This window comes from Arthrobacter sp. CAL618, from assembly GCF_000468215.1.
GTDB lineage: Bacteria > Actinomycetota > Actinomycetes > Actinomycetales > Micrococcaceae > Arthrobacter_D.
The window spans coordinates 1614-17933 of the sequence record NZ_ASZW01000142.1 but is presented as its reverse complement, the minus strand read 5'-3'; the positions used below and the strand labels follow the sequence as shown (position 1 = coordinate 17933).

The 16320-nt window shown below is 61.7% G+C and carries 9 protein-coding genes and 3 rRNA genes; 2 read left to right on the top strand and 10 right to left on the bottom strand.

Features of this window, described 5'->3' with window-relative positions:
- Nucleotides 1-67: 67 nt before the first annotated feature.
- From rrf to K728_RS0108660, 7 genes are all read right to left on the bottom strand, one after another.
- Nucleotides 68-184: ribosomal RNA gene (gene rrf, locus K728_RS0108690) — 5S ribosomal RNA — on the bottom strand.
- A gap of 207 nt (nt 185-391) precedes the next feature.
- A 23S ribosomal RNA gene (locus tag K728_RS0108685) occupies nt 392-3556 on the bottom strand.
- A gap of 531 nt (nt 3557-4087) precedes the next feature.
- Nucleotides 4088-5614 (bottom strand): 16S ribosomal RNA (locus K728_RS0108680).
- Together the 16S, 23S and 5S rRNA genes form the textbook arrangement of a ribosomal RNA operon.
- Before the next feature lie 480 nt (nt 5615-6094).
- Nucleotides 6095-7435: a tyrosine--tRNA ligase gene (gene tyrS, locus K728_RS0108675; RefSeq protein WP_019483385.1), complete on the bottom strand. Its 1341-nt coding sequence runs from the start codon at nt 7433-7435 to the stop codon at nt 6095-6097.
- A gap of 13 nt (nt 7436-7448) precedes the next feature.
- On the bottom strand, nt 7449-9701 hold the full coding sequence (locus K728_RS0108670; protein ID WP_024476451.1) for a HelD family protein: 2253 nt from the start codon (nt 9699-9701) through the stop codon (nt 7449-7451).
- Between the two features lie 76 nt (nt 9702-9777).
- Nucleotides 9778-10317, bottom strand: a complete 540-nt coding sequence (locus K728_RS0108665) for an adenine phosphoribosyltransferase (RefSeq protein WP_024476450.1) — start codon at nt 10315-10317, stop codon at nt 9778-9780.
- 8 nt (nt 10318-10325) lie between these two features.
- Nucleotides 10326-11000 (bottom strand): DNA-3-methyladenine glycosylase, encoded by a 675-nt coding sequence (locus K728_RS0108660; RefSeq protein ID WP_156911247.1) that lies wholly within the window; start codon nt 10998-11000, stop codon nt 10326-10328.
- Between the two features lie 54 nt (nt 11001-11054).
- On the opposite strand from K728_RS0108660, the gene K728_RS0108655 reads away from it, so the two are divergent.
- Together K728_RS0108655 and K728_RS0108650 are read left to right on the top strand one after the other, a co-directional pair.
- Nucleotides 11055-12674, top strand: a complete 1620-nt coding sequence (locus K728_RS0108655; RefSeq protein WP_024476448.1) for an AlkA N-terminal domain-containing protein — start codon at nt 11055-11057, stop codon at nt 12672-12674.
- Nucleotides 12671-13216 (top strand): methylated-DNA--[protein]-cysteine S-methyltransferase, encoded by a 546-nt coding sequence (locus K728_RS0108650; RefSeq protein WP_024476447.1) that lies wholly within the window; start codon nt 12671-12673, stop codon nt 13214-13216. Before K728_RS0108655 ends, K728_RS0108650 begins: the two co-directional genes overlap by 4 nt.
- Here the strand turns inward: K728_RS0108650 and K728_RS0108645 are convergent.
- The 3 genes from K728_RS0108645 to argH all read right to left on the bottom strand — a co-directional run.
- Nucleotides 13189-14064, bottom strand: coding sequence for an SRPBCC domain-containing protein (locus K728_RS0108645; protein WP_024476446.1), 876 nt, complete (start codon nt 14062-14064; stop codon nt 13189-13191). The genes K728_RS0108650 and K728_RS0108645 overlap by 28 nt on opposite strands.
- Before the next feature lie 61 nt (nt 14065-14125).
- Nucleotides 14126-14887, bottom strand: coding sequence for a maleylpyruvate isomerase family mycothiol-dependent enzyme (locus K728_RS0108640; protein ID WP_024476445.1), 762 nt, complete (start codon nt 14885-14887; stop codon nt 14126-14128).
- 53 nt (nt 14888-14940) lie between these two features.
- A partial coding sequence (argH, locus tag K728_RS18940) for an argininosuccinate lyase (RefSeq protein ID WP_443110947.1) occupies nt 14941-16320 on the bottom strand: 1380 nt, incomplete at its 5' end.

Genomic DNA, 16320 nt, shown 5'->3' with positions numbered 1-16320 from the left:
GTGTTTGGGGTGTGGTGGGTTAAGTGCGAAAGGCCCCACCGGTGGTGGGGCCTTTCGTCTAATGGTTGTCCGGCGGTGTCCTACTCTCCCACACTCTCTCGGGTGCAGTACCATCGGCGCTGTGGGTCTTAGCTTCCGGGTTCGGAATGGGACCGGGCGTTTCCCCCACGCTGTGACCGCCGTAACCCTTTTACCCGTTCCCCTGCACTGGCTGTGTGAGCCGTGTGGGGTGGGAAGTTTTTTTGGTTACAACTTGAACAGTATATACCTGTATTGTGTTGTGTTTTTTGGTTCCTGTTGTTGGTTGGGAACCGCATAGTGGACGAAAGCAGCATATCTTTACACCATCCTTGGTGTGAACGTCTTTTGATGCCGTTCACGGGTGGTGTGTGTGGTGTAAGTTATCGGCTTATTAGTACCGGTCAGCTTCACAAGTCGTTAGTCCTTGCTTCCACGTCCGGCCTATCAACCCAGTGGTCTGGCTGGGGGCCTCTCACACAAATGTGTATGGAAATCTCATCTCGAAGCAGGCTTCCCGCTTAGATGCTTTCAGCGGTTATCCCATCCGAACGTAGCTAATCAGCGGTGCACTTGGCAGTACAACTGACACACCAGAGGTTCGTCCGTCCCGGTCCTCTCGTACTAAGGACAGCCCTTCTCAAATTTCCTGCGCGCGCAGCGGATAGGGACCGAACTGTCTCACGACGTTCTAAACCCAGCTCGCGTACCGCTTTAATGGGCGAACAGCCCAACCCTTGGGACCTACTCCAGCCCCAGGATGCGACGAGCCGACATCGAGGTGCCAAACCATGCCGTCGATATGGACTCTTGGGCAAGATCAGCCTGTTATCCCCGAGGTACCTTTTATCCGTTGAGCGACGGCCATTCCACAATGTACCGCCGGATCACTAGTCCCGACTTTCGTCCCTGCTTGAGATGTCTCTCTCACAGTCAAGCTCCCTTGTGCACTTACACTCGACACCTGATTGCCAACCAGGCTGAGGGAACCTTTGGGCGCCTCCGTTACTTTTTAGGAGGCAACCGCCCCAGTTAAACTACCCATCAGGCACTGTCCCTGACCCGGATTACGGGCCGAAGTTAGATATCCAGTATGACCAGAGTGGTATTTCAACGATGACTCCCCCTGAACTAGCGTCCAGGGTTCACAGTCTCCCACCTATCCTACACAAGCCACACCGAACACCAATACCAAACTATAGTGAAGGTCTCGGGGTCTTTCCGTCCTGCTGCGCGTAACGAGCATCTTTACTCGTAGTGCAATTTCGCCGAGCTTATGGTTGAGACAGCGGGGAAGTCGTTACTCCATTCGTGCAGGTCGGAACTTACCCGACAAGGAATTTCGCTACCTTAGGATGGTTATAGTTACCACCGCCGTTTACTGGGGCTTAAATTCCCAGCTTCGCACCCCGAAGGGCACTAACCGGTCCTCTTAACCTTCCAGCACCGGGCAGGAGTCAGTCCGTATACATCGTCTTGCGACTTCGCACGGACCTGTGTTTTTAGTAAACAGTCGCTTCCCCCTGGTCTCTGCGGCCCCACAACGCTCACAACAGCAAGTGTTGGTCACGGGTGAGGCCCCCCTTCTCCCGAAGTTACGGGGGCATTTTGCCGAGTTCCTTAACCATAATTCTCTCGATCGCCTTAGTATTCTCTACCTGATCACCTGTGTCGGTTTGGGGTACGGGCGGCTAAAACCTCGCGCCGATGCTTTTCTAGGCAGCATAGGATCACCGGATCCCCGCATAACGGGGCCCATCGGGTCTCAGAGACGGTATCAAAACCAGGACCACGGATTTGCCTATGGTCCCTCCTACATCCTTAGACCGGGGCAACCATCGCCCGGCCCGGCTACCTTCCTGCGTCACACCTGTTAATACGCTTACCTCCCAGGATCAGGTCCCGCGCTCCACCAAAAACCACGTCACCCCGAAGGGTGGGCGGTCAGGTATTGGGCGGTTAGTATCCCCTGCTCAGTATGGGCGGTTTTTCGCCGGTACGGGAATATCAACCCGTTGTCCATCGACTACGCCTGTCGGCCTCGCCTTAGGTCCCGACTTACCCAGGGCAGATTAGCTTGACCCTGGAACCCTTGATCATTCGGCGGACGGGTTTCTCACCCGTCTTTCGCTACTCATGCCTGCATTCTCACTCGTGTAGGCTCCACCGCTGGTTTACACCGCGACTTCACCGCCCACACGACGCTCCCCTACCACTCCAGACGCCTGAACTCAGGAGAACAAGTCTCCGGCTTAGCTAATATCTGAAATCCACAACTTCGGCGGTGTACTTGAGCCCCGCTACATTGTCGGCGCGGAATCACTTGACCAGTGAGCTATTACGCACTCTTTCAAGGATGGCTGCTTCTAAGCCAACCTCCTGGTTGTCTTCGCAACTCCACATCCTTTCCCACTTAGCACACGCTTAGGGGCCTTAGTTGGTGGTCTGGGCTGTTTCCCTCTCGACTATGAAGCTTATCCCCCACAGTCTCACTGCTGCGCTCTCACTTACCGGCATTCGGAGTTTGGCTGACGTCAGTAACCTTGTAGGGCCCATTAGCCATCCAGTAGCTCTACCTCCGGTAAGAAACACGCAACGCTGCACCTAAATGCATTTCGGGGAGAACCAGCTATCACGAAGTTTGATTGGCCTTTCACCCCTACCCACAGCTCATCCCCTCCATTTTCAACTGAAGTGGGTTCGGTCCTCCACGACGTCTTACCGTCGCTTCAACCTGGCCATGGGTAGATCACTTCGCTTCGGGTCTAGATCACGCCACTCACTCGCCCTATTCAGACTCGCTTTCGCTACGGCTTCCCCACACGGGTTAACCTCGCGACGTAACACTAACTCGCAGGCTCATTCTTCAAAAGGCACGCCATCACACCACCACCCCCGAAAGGATGGCAACGCTCTGACGGATTGTAGGCACACGGTTTCAGGTACTGTTTCACTCCCCTCCCGGGGTACTTTTCACCTTTCCCTCACGGTACTTGTCCGCTATCGGTCATCAAGGAGTATTTAGGCTTACCAGGTGGTCCTGGCAGATTCGCACGGGATTTCTCGGGCCCCGTACTACTTGGGATACTCTCCAAACGGCAGCACGCATTACGGTTACGGGACTTACACCCTCTCCGGCCGGCCTTTCAAGACCGTTCACCTATACGCCTGCACTCATTTCACTGATCCGGCAGAATCAGAACGGAAAGTCCCGCAACCCCAGTGATGCAACGCCCGCCGGCTATCACACACCACTGGTTTAGCCTCATCCGCGTTCGCTCGCCACTACTAACGGAATCACTATTGTTTTCTCTTCCTGTGGGTACTGAGATGTTTCACTTCCCCACGTTCCCTCCACGCACCCTATGTGTTCAGATGCGGGTCACCCGGTCCATCGCTGGCCAGGCGGGGTTTCCCCATTCGGAAATCCTGGGCTCACAGTCCGGTTATCGACTCCCCCAGGCTTATCGCAGATTCCCACGTCCTTCTTCGGCTCTTGATGCCAAGGCATCCACCGTGTGCCCTTAAAAACTTGACCACAAAAGATCAAAAAACATATCGAGAAAACCATGGCATCAAACTAAAAGTCTGAAACCAAGATTTTTTGAAATTGCTTCTTATTTTTAAGATGCTCTCGTCCACTATGCAGTTCTCAACCAACAACCCCACACCACCAACCAAAACCCCCAAACACGAGGATCCCGCTGCCATGGCAGGGAAAAACCAGAAACCCCAGCACCCCAACCCCCACAAACAACACCCCACCAACCCGACACGCCACAACGACGCACCAAACCAGCAGAACACTTGTCCACGACAATCAGAGCCCTGTTATTTCAGGACCCAACAGTGTGCCATACGATAACCCAATCACCACCAACCAGAACCATTTCCACACCACCAAAAGGCGATCGTACTCTGCAACCAGCCAGCGCCACCAGGCACCTATCCATTGATATTCCACCCTTGAGCAGCCCACCGCGGAACAAACGCCCGCGCAATAGGCCATACTCCTACGAACCCCACACCAACCACACAGGATCGGCGCGTCATTCGAGGTGCTCCTTAGAAAGGAGGTGATCCAGCCGCACCTTCCGGTACGGCTACCTTGTTACGACTTAGTCCCAATCGCCGGTCCCACCTTCGACAGCTCCCTCCCCACAAGGGGGTTAGGCCACCGGCTTCGGGTGTTACCAACTTTCGTGACTTGACGGGCGGTGTGTACAAGGCCCGGGAACGTATTCACCGCAGCGTTGCTGATCTGCGATTACTAGCGACTCCGACTTCATGAGGTCGAGTTGCAGACCTCAATCCGAACTGAGACCGGCTTTTTGGGATTAGCTCCACCTCACAGTATCGCAACCCTTTGTACCGGCCATTGTAGCATGCGTGAAGCCCAAGACATAAGGGGCATGATGATTTGACGTCGTCCCCACCTTCCTCCGAGTTGACCCCGGCAGTCTCCTATGAGTCCCCGCCATAACGCGCTGGCAACATAGAACGAGGGTTGCGCTCGTTGCGGGACTTAACCCAACATCTCACGACACGAGCTGACGACAACCATGCACCACCTGTAAACCGGCCGCAAGCGGCCAACACATCTCTGCGCTGTTCCAGTTCATGTCAAGCCTTGGTAAGGTTCTTCGCGTTGCATCGAATTAATCCGCATGCTCCGCCGCTTGTGCGGGCCCCCGTCAATTCCTTTGAGTTTTAGCCTTGCGGCCGTACTCCCCAGGCGGGGCACTTAATGCGTTAGCTACGGCGCGGAAAACGTGGAATGTCCCCCACACCTAGTGCCCAACGTTTACGGCATGGACTACCAGGGTATCTAATCCTGTTCGCTCCCCATGCTTTCGCTCCTCAGCGTCAGTTAATGCCCAGAGACCTGCCTTCGCCATCGGTGTTCCTCCTGATATCTGCGCATTTCACCGCTACACCAGGAATTCCAGTCTCCCCTACATCACTCTAGTCTGCCCGTACCCACCGCAGATCCGGAGTTAAGCCCCGGACTTTCACGGCAGACGCGACAAACCGCCTACGAGCTCTTTACGCCCAATAATTCCGGATAACGCTTGCGCCCTACGTATTACCGCGGCTGCTGGCACGTAGTTAGCCGGCGCTTCTTCTGCAGGTACCGTCACTTTCGCTTCTTCCCTACTGAAAGAGGTTTACAACCCGAAGGCCTTCATCCCCCACGCGGCGTCGCTGCATCAGGCTTGCGCCCATTGTGCAATATTCCCCACTGCTGCCTCCCGTAGGAGTCTGGGCCGTGTCTCAGTCCCAGTGTGGCCGTCCACCCTCTCAGGCCGGCTACCCGTCGTCGCCTTGGTAGGCCATTACCCCACCAACAAGCTGATAGGCCGCGAGTCCATCCAAAACCGCAATAAAGCTTTCCACCAACATGGCATGCGCCAGAAGGTCATATCCAGTATTAGACCCGGTTTCCCAGGCTTATCCCAGAGTCAAGGGCAGGTTACTCACGTGTTACTCACCCGTTCGCCACTAATCCCCCAGCAAGCTGGGATCATCGTTCGACTTGCATGTGTTAAGCACGCCGCCAGCGTTCATCCTGAGCCAGGATCAAACTCTCCGTAAATGCATTACAGACACGCACCCACCACCAGGAAAAACCAGTAAACAGGCACGCGCAAAATTCGAAACCAGCCAAAAACAACCACACAACACCACGGGGTGGCATCATGCAGCCAAATTCAACCAATCAATAAAACAATCGGTATCAACAAACATGGCACACTATTGAGTTCTCAAACAACAGGCGCAATTCGTATTATCTGTAAATAATCTTTCTATTTACATTTCCTCGCTGCGACTTATCTAAAGTTATTCCATCCGCATTCTCTTTGTCAAATCCGCGTTATTTCCGGATTTCGGCAAAAACAACCGAATGAGCCGACGAAAAGTTGAGGTAATTCTGGCTTCTGTGCAAAGCACACGCCGGAGCTACCTGTAAATTTTCGAAGGGGGTGGTTGCCACTCAGTGGCGGCAACTCATGAAACATTACACGTGGATCTGGGTGCACGCAAATCGTCCTGCTGCGCGCCTGAACCAGGTGGTTTAGGCGGGTGCGACGTCCACAGTGGCGAGCGTCCGTTTGCCCCGGCGAAGGACCAGGTACCGCCCATGCAGGAGCGACTCGGGGCCCACAACAGTGTCAGGATCCTGGACTTTGGTGTTGTTCACGTAGGCACCCCCTTCCGAGACGGTGCGTCGTGCGGCTGAGTTACTTGCCGACAGCCCGCTAGCCACCAACAGATCAATAATCCCCAGACCAGCAGTCGACACGGTGGCAGTGGGTAACTCGGCAATTGCCGACGACAGGGTGGTCTCGTCGAGTTCCGACAGTTCACCCTGACCGAAAAGCGCTGCGGACGCGGCAATGACCTTCTCTGTTGCGTCCACGCCATGCACCAACGAGTTCACCTCGAAGGCAAGCGCGCGTTGCGCCTCCCGCAAGTGCGGCCGTTCGTCGGCAGCGCGGCCCAACGCTTCGATTTCCTCACGGGATTTGAACGTGAACACCTTCAGCCTTCCCACCACATCAGCGTCGGCGGTGTTGAGCCAGAACTGGTAAAAGGCGTACGGGCTGGTCAGCTGGGCATCGATCCAGATGGCGTTGCCCTCGCTCTTGCCGAACTTGGTGCCATCCGAGTTGGTAATCAGCGGCGTCCCGATAGCGTGGACGCTCTTCCCCTCGGCACGCCTGATCAGGTCCGTGCCGCTGGTCAGGTTGCCCCACTGGTCTGAGCCGCCCGTCTGCAGGGTGCAACCGTAGCTGCGGTAGAGCTCCAGGAAATCCAGGCCCTGCAGAATCTGGTAGCTGAACTCGGTGTAGCTGATCCCGGCGTCGGAATTCAGCCGCGCACTGACGGCGTCCTTGGCGAGCATGGTGCCCACCCGGTAGTGCTTCCCGATTTCACGCAGGAAATCAATAGCACTCAGGGGTGCCGTCCAGTCGAGGTTGTTGACCATCCGGGCAGGATTGGACCCGGTGAAATCGAGGTATTTCTCGACCTGTCCCCGCAGCTTCTCGACCCACTCCGCCACCGTTTCAGGAGTGTTGAGTGTCCGTTCGGAGGTGGGTCGCGGGTCACCGATCAAACCGGTGGACCCCCCAACCAGGCCGAGCGCACGATGGCCGGCGAGCTGCAGCCGGCGCATGGTGAGGAGCTGCACCAGGTGTCCGAGGTGCAGGCTCGGTGCAGTCGGGTCGAAACCACAGTAGAAAGTCACCGGGTCCCCCGCAAGGGCTTTTTCGAGCGCTTCCTCGTCGGTGGACACATGAATCAGTCCACGCCACTTCAGTTCCTGCCACACATTGGCGAAAGCTGGGTCGTTGCGCTGGGCGTTCAGGAGTTCGGCGAGGCCGTGGTCTGTGGTTTCTATTTGCTGGGACACAGACTCTAAATTATCAGTCCTCGATGCCCGCCGGTATTTCGCCCGTGGCAATCAGGCGCAGTCGCTGGGTAGGTCGCGTCATCGACACGTACAGGTCGCCGACACGGATGGACCGTGGGTCGAGCATTTCTGCTGGTTCCAGCACCACGACGCCGTCGAACTCCAGCCCCTTCGCCTCCCGGGGACTCGTGACCACAATGTCCTGACCCATGCTGCCCGCACCGAAGCCGATCCGCTGACCGTAGACTCCGGTCAGAGCGGACCGCACCTCCGCCAGGAGTCGTTCGGGGGCAATGATGGCAAGCAACCCGCCCTCCACCGCACTGAGTTCTTCGGGAAGAGCCTGCAGGAGCGCCGGAATCAGTTCAGGAACCCGGTCCACGATCGGGGCCCACCGGCCTTCTCGGACAGCCTTGGGTGCCGAGACCACCAGGCCCGCGGCATTGGCCATCCGGGCCGCCGCCTCGGCAATCTGCGCCGGTGTGCGGTAGTTGACGGTGAGCTCCTCGAGCTGCCACCGCTCCCCCACGAACGGTTCAAGCGCCTGCTGCCATGAATTGGAGCCCGCGGCCGAACTGGTCTGGGCAATATCACCCACAATGGTGAACGATTTCAGGGGGCAGCGGCGCATCAGCACCCGCCACTGCATGGGGGATAGTTCCTGGGCCTCGTCGACCACAATGTGGCCAAACGCCCATGTCCGGTCGACTGAGGCGCGTTCAGCTGCGCTCAGCCGGGCTTCGGTGACTGCATTGTGGTCCGCAAGGTCTTCAGCGCTGAGCACACCATCGACCCCTGAATCCGCCAGCGACTCGTTGACATTCTCGAGGGTTCGTTCGGCGTTTGCCAGGTCGCGGCGACGCTCCTGGTCCCGGGCCGCTGTGTCCCGACCCGCTGAGGGATCGAGGTCGCCGAGCAGTTCGGCTGCCTCGTCCAGCAACGCCACGTCGGCTTCGGTCCACGGTGCACCTGCTGGTCGGGTGAGGTGGCCCACCTCCGCGTCGCTGAAGCCAGGGGCTGCAGCGGCAAGGATGCCGGGCTTGGTCAATAGTTCAGCGACGAATTTCTCTGGGGTCAGCGGCATCCAGGCCAGGTTCAACGCGATCCGGACGTCGCGCGAACTGCGCACGTCTTCTGCCAGGTAGGACCGGTCAGCGGTATTGCCGGCGCCCGACGATTCCTCAAGCTGCTCGGTGAGTTGTTCGGTCAGCTCGCGCAGGAGGATCTTGACGAACGTCACCCGGGCTTCGTTATGGGGTTTCCCGGTGGCCCGGGCGCGGTCGCGTGCCTTGCGCACCTGCCGGGGGGAAAGGGTCAGGATGGTTCCCTCGACATTGAGACGCTTGTCCTGGTCGGGGACCCGTTGGCGGTTCGCCAGGGCTCGCTTCAGCACCTCGACCATCTCCAGGCGGCCCTTGATCTCTGCTGCTTCCTCGGTGGGCTCCTGTATGGCAGTGATGCCGGGCATCAGGCTGCCGATGCTCGCCATCACCACGCCGGTTTCACCCAGCGACGGGAGCACCCGCTCAATGTATTTCATAAACGCGTTGGTGGGTCCCACCAGGAGGACGCCAGCCGACTTCAGCCGTTCACGGTGCGTGTAGAGCAGGTAGGCGGCGCGGTGGAGCGCAACAGCTGTCTTGCCGGTTCCCGGGCCACCCTGTACGACGACGACGCCCTGCAGCGGCGCCCGAATCACCCGGTCCTGTTCGGCCTGGATGGTTCCGACGATGTCGGACATTTGTCCGGTGCGCTTGGAATTGAGGGCGGCGAGCAGCGCACCCTCACCCTGGAGTGATTCATCTTCGGTCAGGAGGGCTGCATCCAGCACATCATCTTCAATGGCAAGGACGTTCCGTCGGGACAGAATCAGGTGACGACGACGACGAACGCCCATCCGCTCGAAAGCGGTCGCCTGGTAGAAGGTACCGGCTTCGGGTGCACGCCAGTCGACCATCAGCTGTTGCAGGTCCTCGGTGGACAACCCGATCCTGCCGATGTACCGCTCATCCCCGTCGTCAAGGTCCAGCCGGCCAAAGACGAGCCGGTCGTCGACGGCGTTGAGCTGGGCCAGCCGATCCTCGTACATCGTGGCGAAAGCGTCGCGTTCGGACCGGTTCTGGTGGGAGCCGGCCGACAGGGAACGGCGCACCTCTGCCAGCTGCCCGCGCTTCTCGTCACGGAGTTCATCGAGCCGTTGGTAGAGTCCCGCCACGTAGCCGCGCTCATGGTCGAGTTCGTTACGGGCCGTGGATGTGTGATGCATTATGCGTTTCCCTCTCGCCAAAGGCAGACCGTCAATTCTACAGTGCAGCTGGCACTTTTGGCATGGTCGGTGAATCCTATGAGGCCACCACCGTGTGCACTGGGTACTGCTGGACTTTCAGCCGTCCCTGCAACCCGGTGAGTTCCAGGACCACCGCGCAACCGACAACCTCGGCTCCGCACGATTCGAACAGGGCGGTCGCCGCGGCCAGGGTGCCCCCGGTGGCCAGCACGTCGTCGAGCACCAGCACCCGCGTCCCCGGGGCGACGTCGTCCTGATGGATCTCCAGCTTTGCCTCCCCATACTCGAGGCTGTAGGACTCGGAGAGGACCGGCCGGGGCAGCTTTCCGGGTTTGCGGACCGCCAGCACTCCGGTGCCGGTCGCGTAGGCGACGGCGGCGGCCAGCAGGAATCCGCGTGCCTCAATCCCTGCGACGAGGTCGAAGGTGCCGGTGAAGGGTTTGACCAGGTCATCGATGACGGCACGGAATGCGGGTCCATCGCTAAACACCGGGGTGAGATCGCGGAAGCTGATTCCCGGCCGGGGAAAGTCCTGAACGGTCAGACAGAGTTGTTCAACATAGTCCTGAGCTGTCGTCCCGGAGATTGTGGGCACTGAATTATTCACCCGTTAACTGTACGGGGTATACGGGGCTTCGCCGCGCGGTACCGCGACACGGTGGGGTCGTCGGTGAGCCAGTACCGCCAGGGATATTCACTGCCCCCGCCCACGCCGGCGACTCCGACGCGGGGGCCACTCGACACGAGGTCCGGGTCCACCGGTGCCGCAGGCAGGGTCAGGGTGAGGGGCGCCGCAAACAGGTCGGCGCCGTCAAGTTTCCGGTTCAGTCCGAGCGCCTGAGCCAGGCGGGCTGGTCCGCGGGCCAGGTCGACGTCGTGTCGTGGAGACTTCCGCCGTTCCCGGGCAACCTCGAGCCCTTCGACGATTTCCCCTGCCCGCAGCAGCAACCCGGTTGCCTGACCTGCCTCGCCGCAGACCACATTGGCGCAGTAGTGCATACCGTAGGTGAAGTAGACATAGAGGTGGCCGGGGTTACCGAACATGGTGGCGTTCCGTGCCGTCTGTCCGCGGAACGCGTGCGATCCCGGGTCGTCGGCACCAAGATAGGCCTCCACCTCGGTGATGCGGACGGCAACGCGGCCGGTGTCGTCGTCGTGGGTCAGGGTGCTCCCCAGCAGCAGGGGCGCAACCTGGGTGGCGGGCAGGGCCAGGCGGTTTCTGTCGGGGGTCGCAGTCACGCACACGACGGTAGCAAACCCTGCAGCCACCCCACCCACGCTGATGTCCGATTTCCGCTAGCTGAGGGCGGTTCAACCTGCAACGATGGGTGGATGGACTTCTGGCAGCAGTATCGGGCAATCGACTCGCGGGACGCGCGTTTTGACGGCCAGTTCGTCACAGCTGTGGCGACAACGAGAATTTACTGCCGGCCGTCATGCCCAGCGAGAACCCCCAAGCCCGCCAATGTGCGTTTCTACCAGACCTCGGCGGCCGCGCACCAGGCCGGGTACCGTGCCTGCAAACGGTGTCTCCCAGAGGCGGTCCCGGGCACCCCGGACTGGAACCTGCGCTCCGATGCTGCGGCCCGCGCCATGCGGCTGATCTCCGATGGAGAGGTGGACCGGACCGGCGTCACGGGACTGGCAGCGCGGCTGGGTTATTCAAGCCGCCAGTTGAACCGGATCCTGCATCAGGAGTTGGGCGCCGGCCCACTCGCCCTCGCCCGTGCCACCCGCGCCCAGACCGCACGGTCACTGCTCACGGCTACCGGCTTGAAGTTTTCGGACATTGCCTTCGCCGCCGGGTTCAGCAGTATCAGGTCCTTCAATGACACCGTGCAGGAAGTGTTTGCGCTCACCCCCTCCGATCTTCGCGGCCGTGCGAAAGCCGCCGGCGACAACACCCCCAGCCGCCCGACTGGTACCACCCCGGCTGGTACCACCCCGGCTGGTTCAACCCTGACTGGTTCACCCCTGGCTGGTACCACCCTGGCGGGTTCAACCCTGGCGCTGACCCTCCCCCTCCGCGCCCCCTACGACCCCGGCATCTTCGAGTTCCTGCGGCTCCGAGCGGTCGACGGCGTGGAGCACGCAACCGATGGGGTGTACGAGCGGTTGCTGCAGCTGCCGGGAGGACAGGGCAGGTTCAGCGCACGCCTGACCACGGCGCCCAGTGGCGTGCCTGCGCTGGCTGTGACAGTGACCGTGGAGAAGTTGCCCGACCTGCCGGTGCTGTTGTCCCGGATTCGCCGGCTATTCGATCTCGACGCCGACCCGCAAGCCGTCGACGGCGTCCTGGGCGCCGACCCGCTGCTCGCCGACCGGGTGCACCTCCTTCCCGGGATCCGGCTGCCCGGGGCCACCGACCCCCACGAGATTCTGATCCGCGCGCTCATCGGTCAGCAAATCACTGTCAAAGCCGCCCGGGGCACGCTGCACCGGCTCGCGGCGCTCGGTACCGCGTCGACGCTGGTCCCCCAACCGGGCGCCAGCACGCTCCACCGGCTCTTTCCCACCCCGGCTCAACTAGCCGACGGCGGCGCCGAGCTCCTCACCGGCCCGGCTCGACGTCGTGAAAGTATTCTGCGGGTCAGCGCAGCCCTCGCCGAGGGGAGTCTGCACCTTGGGGTGGAGGACAGCGTCGCCGACCTGAAACGCAAACTCCTCCCACTTCCGGGCATTGGTCCCTGGACCGTCGGCTATGTGGCACTGCGCGTGCTCGGTGCCCCCGATATCCAGCTGGACAATGACGCAGCCCTGCGCACCGGTTGGGCCGCCCTCCCGGGACAGACCGGACCGGTCCACCCGCGGCAGCTCTCGGCGTCCATGGAACGCTTCAGCCCCTGGCGCTCCTACGCCACCATGCACCTCTGGCGCCTGGCTGCCAGCCACCCTGCGACCCGCACCCCCGCAACCCCCGCAACCCCACCAGTGAAAGCAGCAACCCCATGACCCTCGATGCCCCCACCGTGGTCCGGCAAACCACAGTCCTCACCCCTGACGGTCCGTTCACCATCCTGGAGCAGGGCGGCGTTGTGCTCGCGTCTGGCTGGACTTCGGAGCTGGCGGAACTGACCGGGCAAATCCATCCGACACTCCGTCCCACCGACCCACCACGTGAGGTGGCTCCCGCCGAGCTTGGGCCCATCGCTGCGGCAGTCGACGCGTACTACGACGGCGACATTACGGCGATCGACTCGGTGCGAGTGCAACAGGTGTCGGGACCGTTCCGCAGCCACGCGTGGGACATGTTGCGCACTGTTGAGCCGGGCCGGCCGGTCACCTACGCGCAGTACGCCTCGCTGGCGGGCAATGCCAGCGCGGTGCGCGCGGCAGCCGGCGCCTGCGCCAAGAACGCTGCGGCGCTCTTTGTACCGTGTCATCGGGTGATCCGCACCGATGGCTCCCTCGGCGGCTTCCGGTGGGGGTTGGCGGTCAAGACCAGCCTGTTGGCCCGCGAGGCGGCTCACTCAGCGGCGGTGTTGGCCCGGTAGAAGTCCTCAAGCACTCGCAGTTTACGGACGCTGATGTGAGGGGTATCGCCGTCGATATCCACTCCCACCGCATCAAGATGGGCATGCCAGCGGGCCATCAGTGCTGCGGTCTCGGTGGGGTCTTCCACCACATGTCTGACGGTGACAATGGTGGAAGAGCCGGCGGCCGTGAAGTCCACCTCCGCCTGCTCGACCCGCGGCTGCTGCGACGGATCCGCGGTCACCGCGTCCTTCACCCTGGGCAGGGTCGCTTCGAAGCGTCGATCGAAGTGGATCATAGTGACCCCGTCGGCGATCTCCAGTTCACCCATCGTGTGGGAGAGCTGGTATTTGGTGGCGTACGCGTCCCGTAACGCAGCCCAGTCCGCATCCGGGCCGGGCGTCCTGCCGGCAGCGATGGCGTCGAGGGTGTCCAGGATGAGTTGCCAGCCGGCAGCACCCTCGGTGAGGAAATCTGCGGTTTCCGATCGGACCCGCAACTGCAGCAGGGCACCGCCGGCGCAGTCAAGAACCCGCCATTCCAGGATTGATTCGAGCCCCATGTTGTCGTCCCAGGTGACCTGGAGGCTGGTGGGCGGGTTGAATTGAAGAACAGTGCCGGTGGACGGGTCGCCGCCCATATCCAGCGCATATTCCTTTCCGAGTTCCCAGCCGGGTGTCAGCTTCCCAAGCCACTGGGCGAGCCGTGCCGGTTCGGTGAGAAGGTTCCAGATGTAGGAGCGCGGGTAATCGAACTGCCGGTCGAACGCCAGCACATACCCGTCCCTCAACCGTTCAACACGGCCCAGCGGCTCGGCACGGTGGGACGCCGATTCGCGCTGCAACTCGCCGGTGAGTTGGGATTCCATGCTGCCTCCTGGGACAGGATGCTCCCAACCTACAGCAGGCACCTACCGTTCCGGAAGGGTGTTACTGGGGCGAGACCGCTGCCGGCCAGGGTCCCAGCTCCGGCAGGTCAACTGTGTCGGCGTCTTCGGCCGCATCGGTGGCTTCCAGACCACCGACGGGTTCGCGACCCGCAAGCCACGCGGCGATGTCCTGCAATGCGCCGGTCACGACGACGGTGTGGGCGGCCTCCGAGGTGTCGTCGGAACCGGGCGCCTGGACTGTGATCGCTTCCTCGCCCATCGGCTGCAGCTTCAGGACAGTTCCCTGTGGGACGCGGGCTGCAAGGAAATCGATGAGGTAATGGCAGAAGCGGTCGCTCCAATCCCGGGTGGTGGTGCCGGCATCGAGGTCGGACGCGTGGATCACCAGCTCCCGCCACAGCGCCAGGGCGGCGTCGTAGACAGTCCCATTCCGGAAGGAGACTTTTGCCTCCCACTGGTCGCGGGCGTTCTCGAACGCGCCGACGGCGGCGTCAACCGCCGCCACCAGTGCTTCCTTCTGCTCGGCGGCCGGGCGCTGGGCCCTGGCCTCGATGGATTGGACCCGGCCCTCGTACCCGCCGTCGTACAGCTCGATCAGGTTGCCCTGCATCGCATGCTCGACCTGCCGCTGCATGGCGCGCGAGATCCCCTCCGCGTGCGCGACCACGTGGGCCCGCGACCAGCCGGGCAACGCGGTAGGTTCGCCGAACGAACTGTCGTCGATCCCCTTCACTGTGGTCTTCAGGTCCTCACCGGCAACGGCGAGCCCGGCTGATACTTCGCGGATGAGATGCTCAATCACTGTGGGTCCTTATCGTCTGGCCCGGTCAACGGGCGGCTGCACTAGATCCTGTCCTAGAGCGTACCCCGCACGTCAGTCAGGAAGCTGGCAACGCCTGCCAGCTCCTGCCGGAGGGCCTGCAGCTGGCGCTGCACCGCCACCGGGGCCGTGCCGCCCTGGGAGTCTCGGCTGTTCAGGGAACCCTCGACCGTCAGGACCTCGCGGACACCCGGGGTGAGGTGCTGCGAAATCGACGCATAATCCGCGTCACTGAGGTCCCACAGCTCCACGCCACGGCCCTCGGCCAGCCGGACGGCTGCACCGGAGAGTTCGTGGGCTTCCCGGAAGGGGACCCCCTGCCGGACCAGCCATTCGGCTACGTCGGTCGCCAACGCGAAACCCTGGGGTGCGAGGGACGCCATCCGTTCGGTGTTGAACGTCAACGTGGCGATCATGCCGGAGACTGCTGGGAGCAGCACTTCCAGCGTGTCGGTCGCGTCGAAGACCGGTTCCTTGTCCTCCTGGAGGTCACGGTTGTAGGCCAGCGGTAGCCCTTTGAGGGTGGCGAGCAGCCCCGTGAGGTTGCCGATCAGGCGGCCCGCTTTGCCCCGCGCCAGTTCAGCGACGTCGGGGTTCTTCTTCTGCGGCATGATCGATGACCCGGTGGAATAGGAGTCATGCAGGGTGACGAAGGAGAACTCCTTCGTGGCCCACAGGATCACCTCCTCGCTGATCCGGGACAGGTCCACCCCGATCATTGAGGCGATCCACGCGAACTCGGCGTAGACATCCCGCGCCGCCGTCCCGTCGATCGAGTTGTGGGTCGCCGAGGCGAAACCCAGCTCCGCCGCGACAGCCTGCGGGTCCAGCCCCAGCGAGGATCCCGCGAGGGCGCCGGAGCCATAGGGCGACACGGCCGCCCGTTTGTCCCAGTCCTGTAGCCGCTGCACATCGCGCAGCAGCGCCCAGGCATGGGCGAGCAGGTGATGGCTCAAAAGCACGGGCTGGGCATGCTGCAGGTGCGTGCGGCCCGGCATCGGAACCCTCAGATGGTCCTCGGCCTGTTGTACCAGCGCCTCAATGGTGGCCAGCACCCCGGCCCCGACGATCCGGGCGTGGTCCCGCAGATACATGCGCCCCAGGGTGGCGACCTGGTCATTGCGGGAGCGGCCAGCGCGGAGCTTGCCGCCCAGCTGGACGCCGGCACGTTCGATCAGGCCACGTTCCAGCGACCCGTGCACGTCCTCGTCCGATGCGGCGGGCGTGTACGCGCCGGAGCGGACGTCGTCGTCGAGGGCGTCGAGGGCGGCGAGCATGCCGGTGAGTTCGTCGTCGTCGAGCAGGCCCGCCCGGTGCAGGACCCGGGCGTGCGCCCGGGACCCGGCAATGTCATACACGGCCAGGCGCCAGTCGAAGTGGGTCGACTTGCTCAGGGCGGCCAGCGCGTCGGCGGG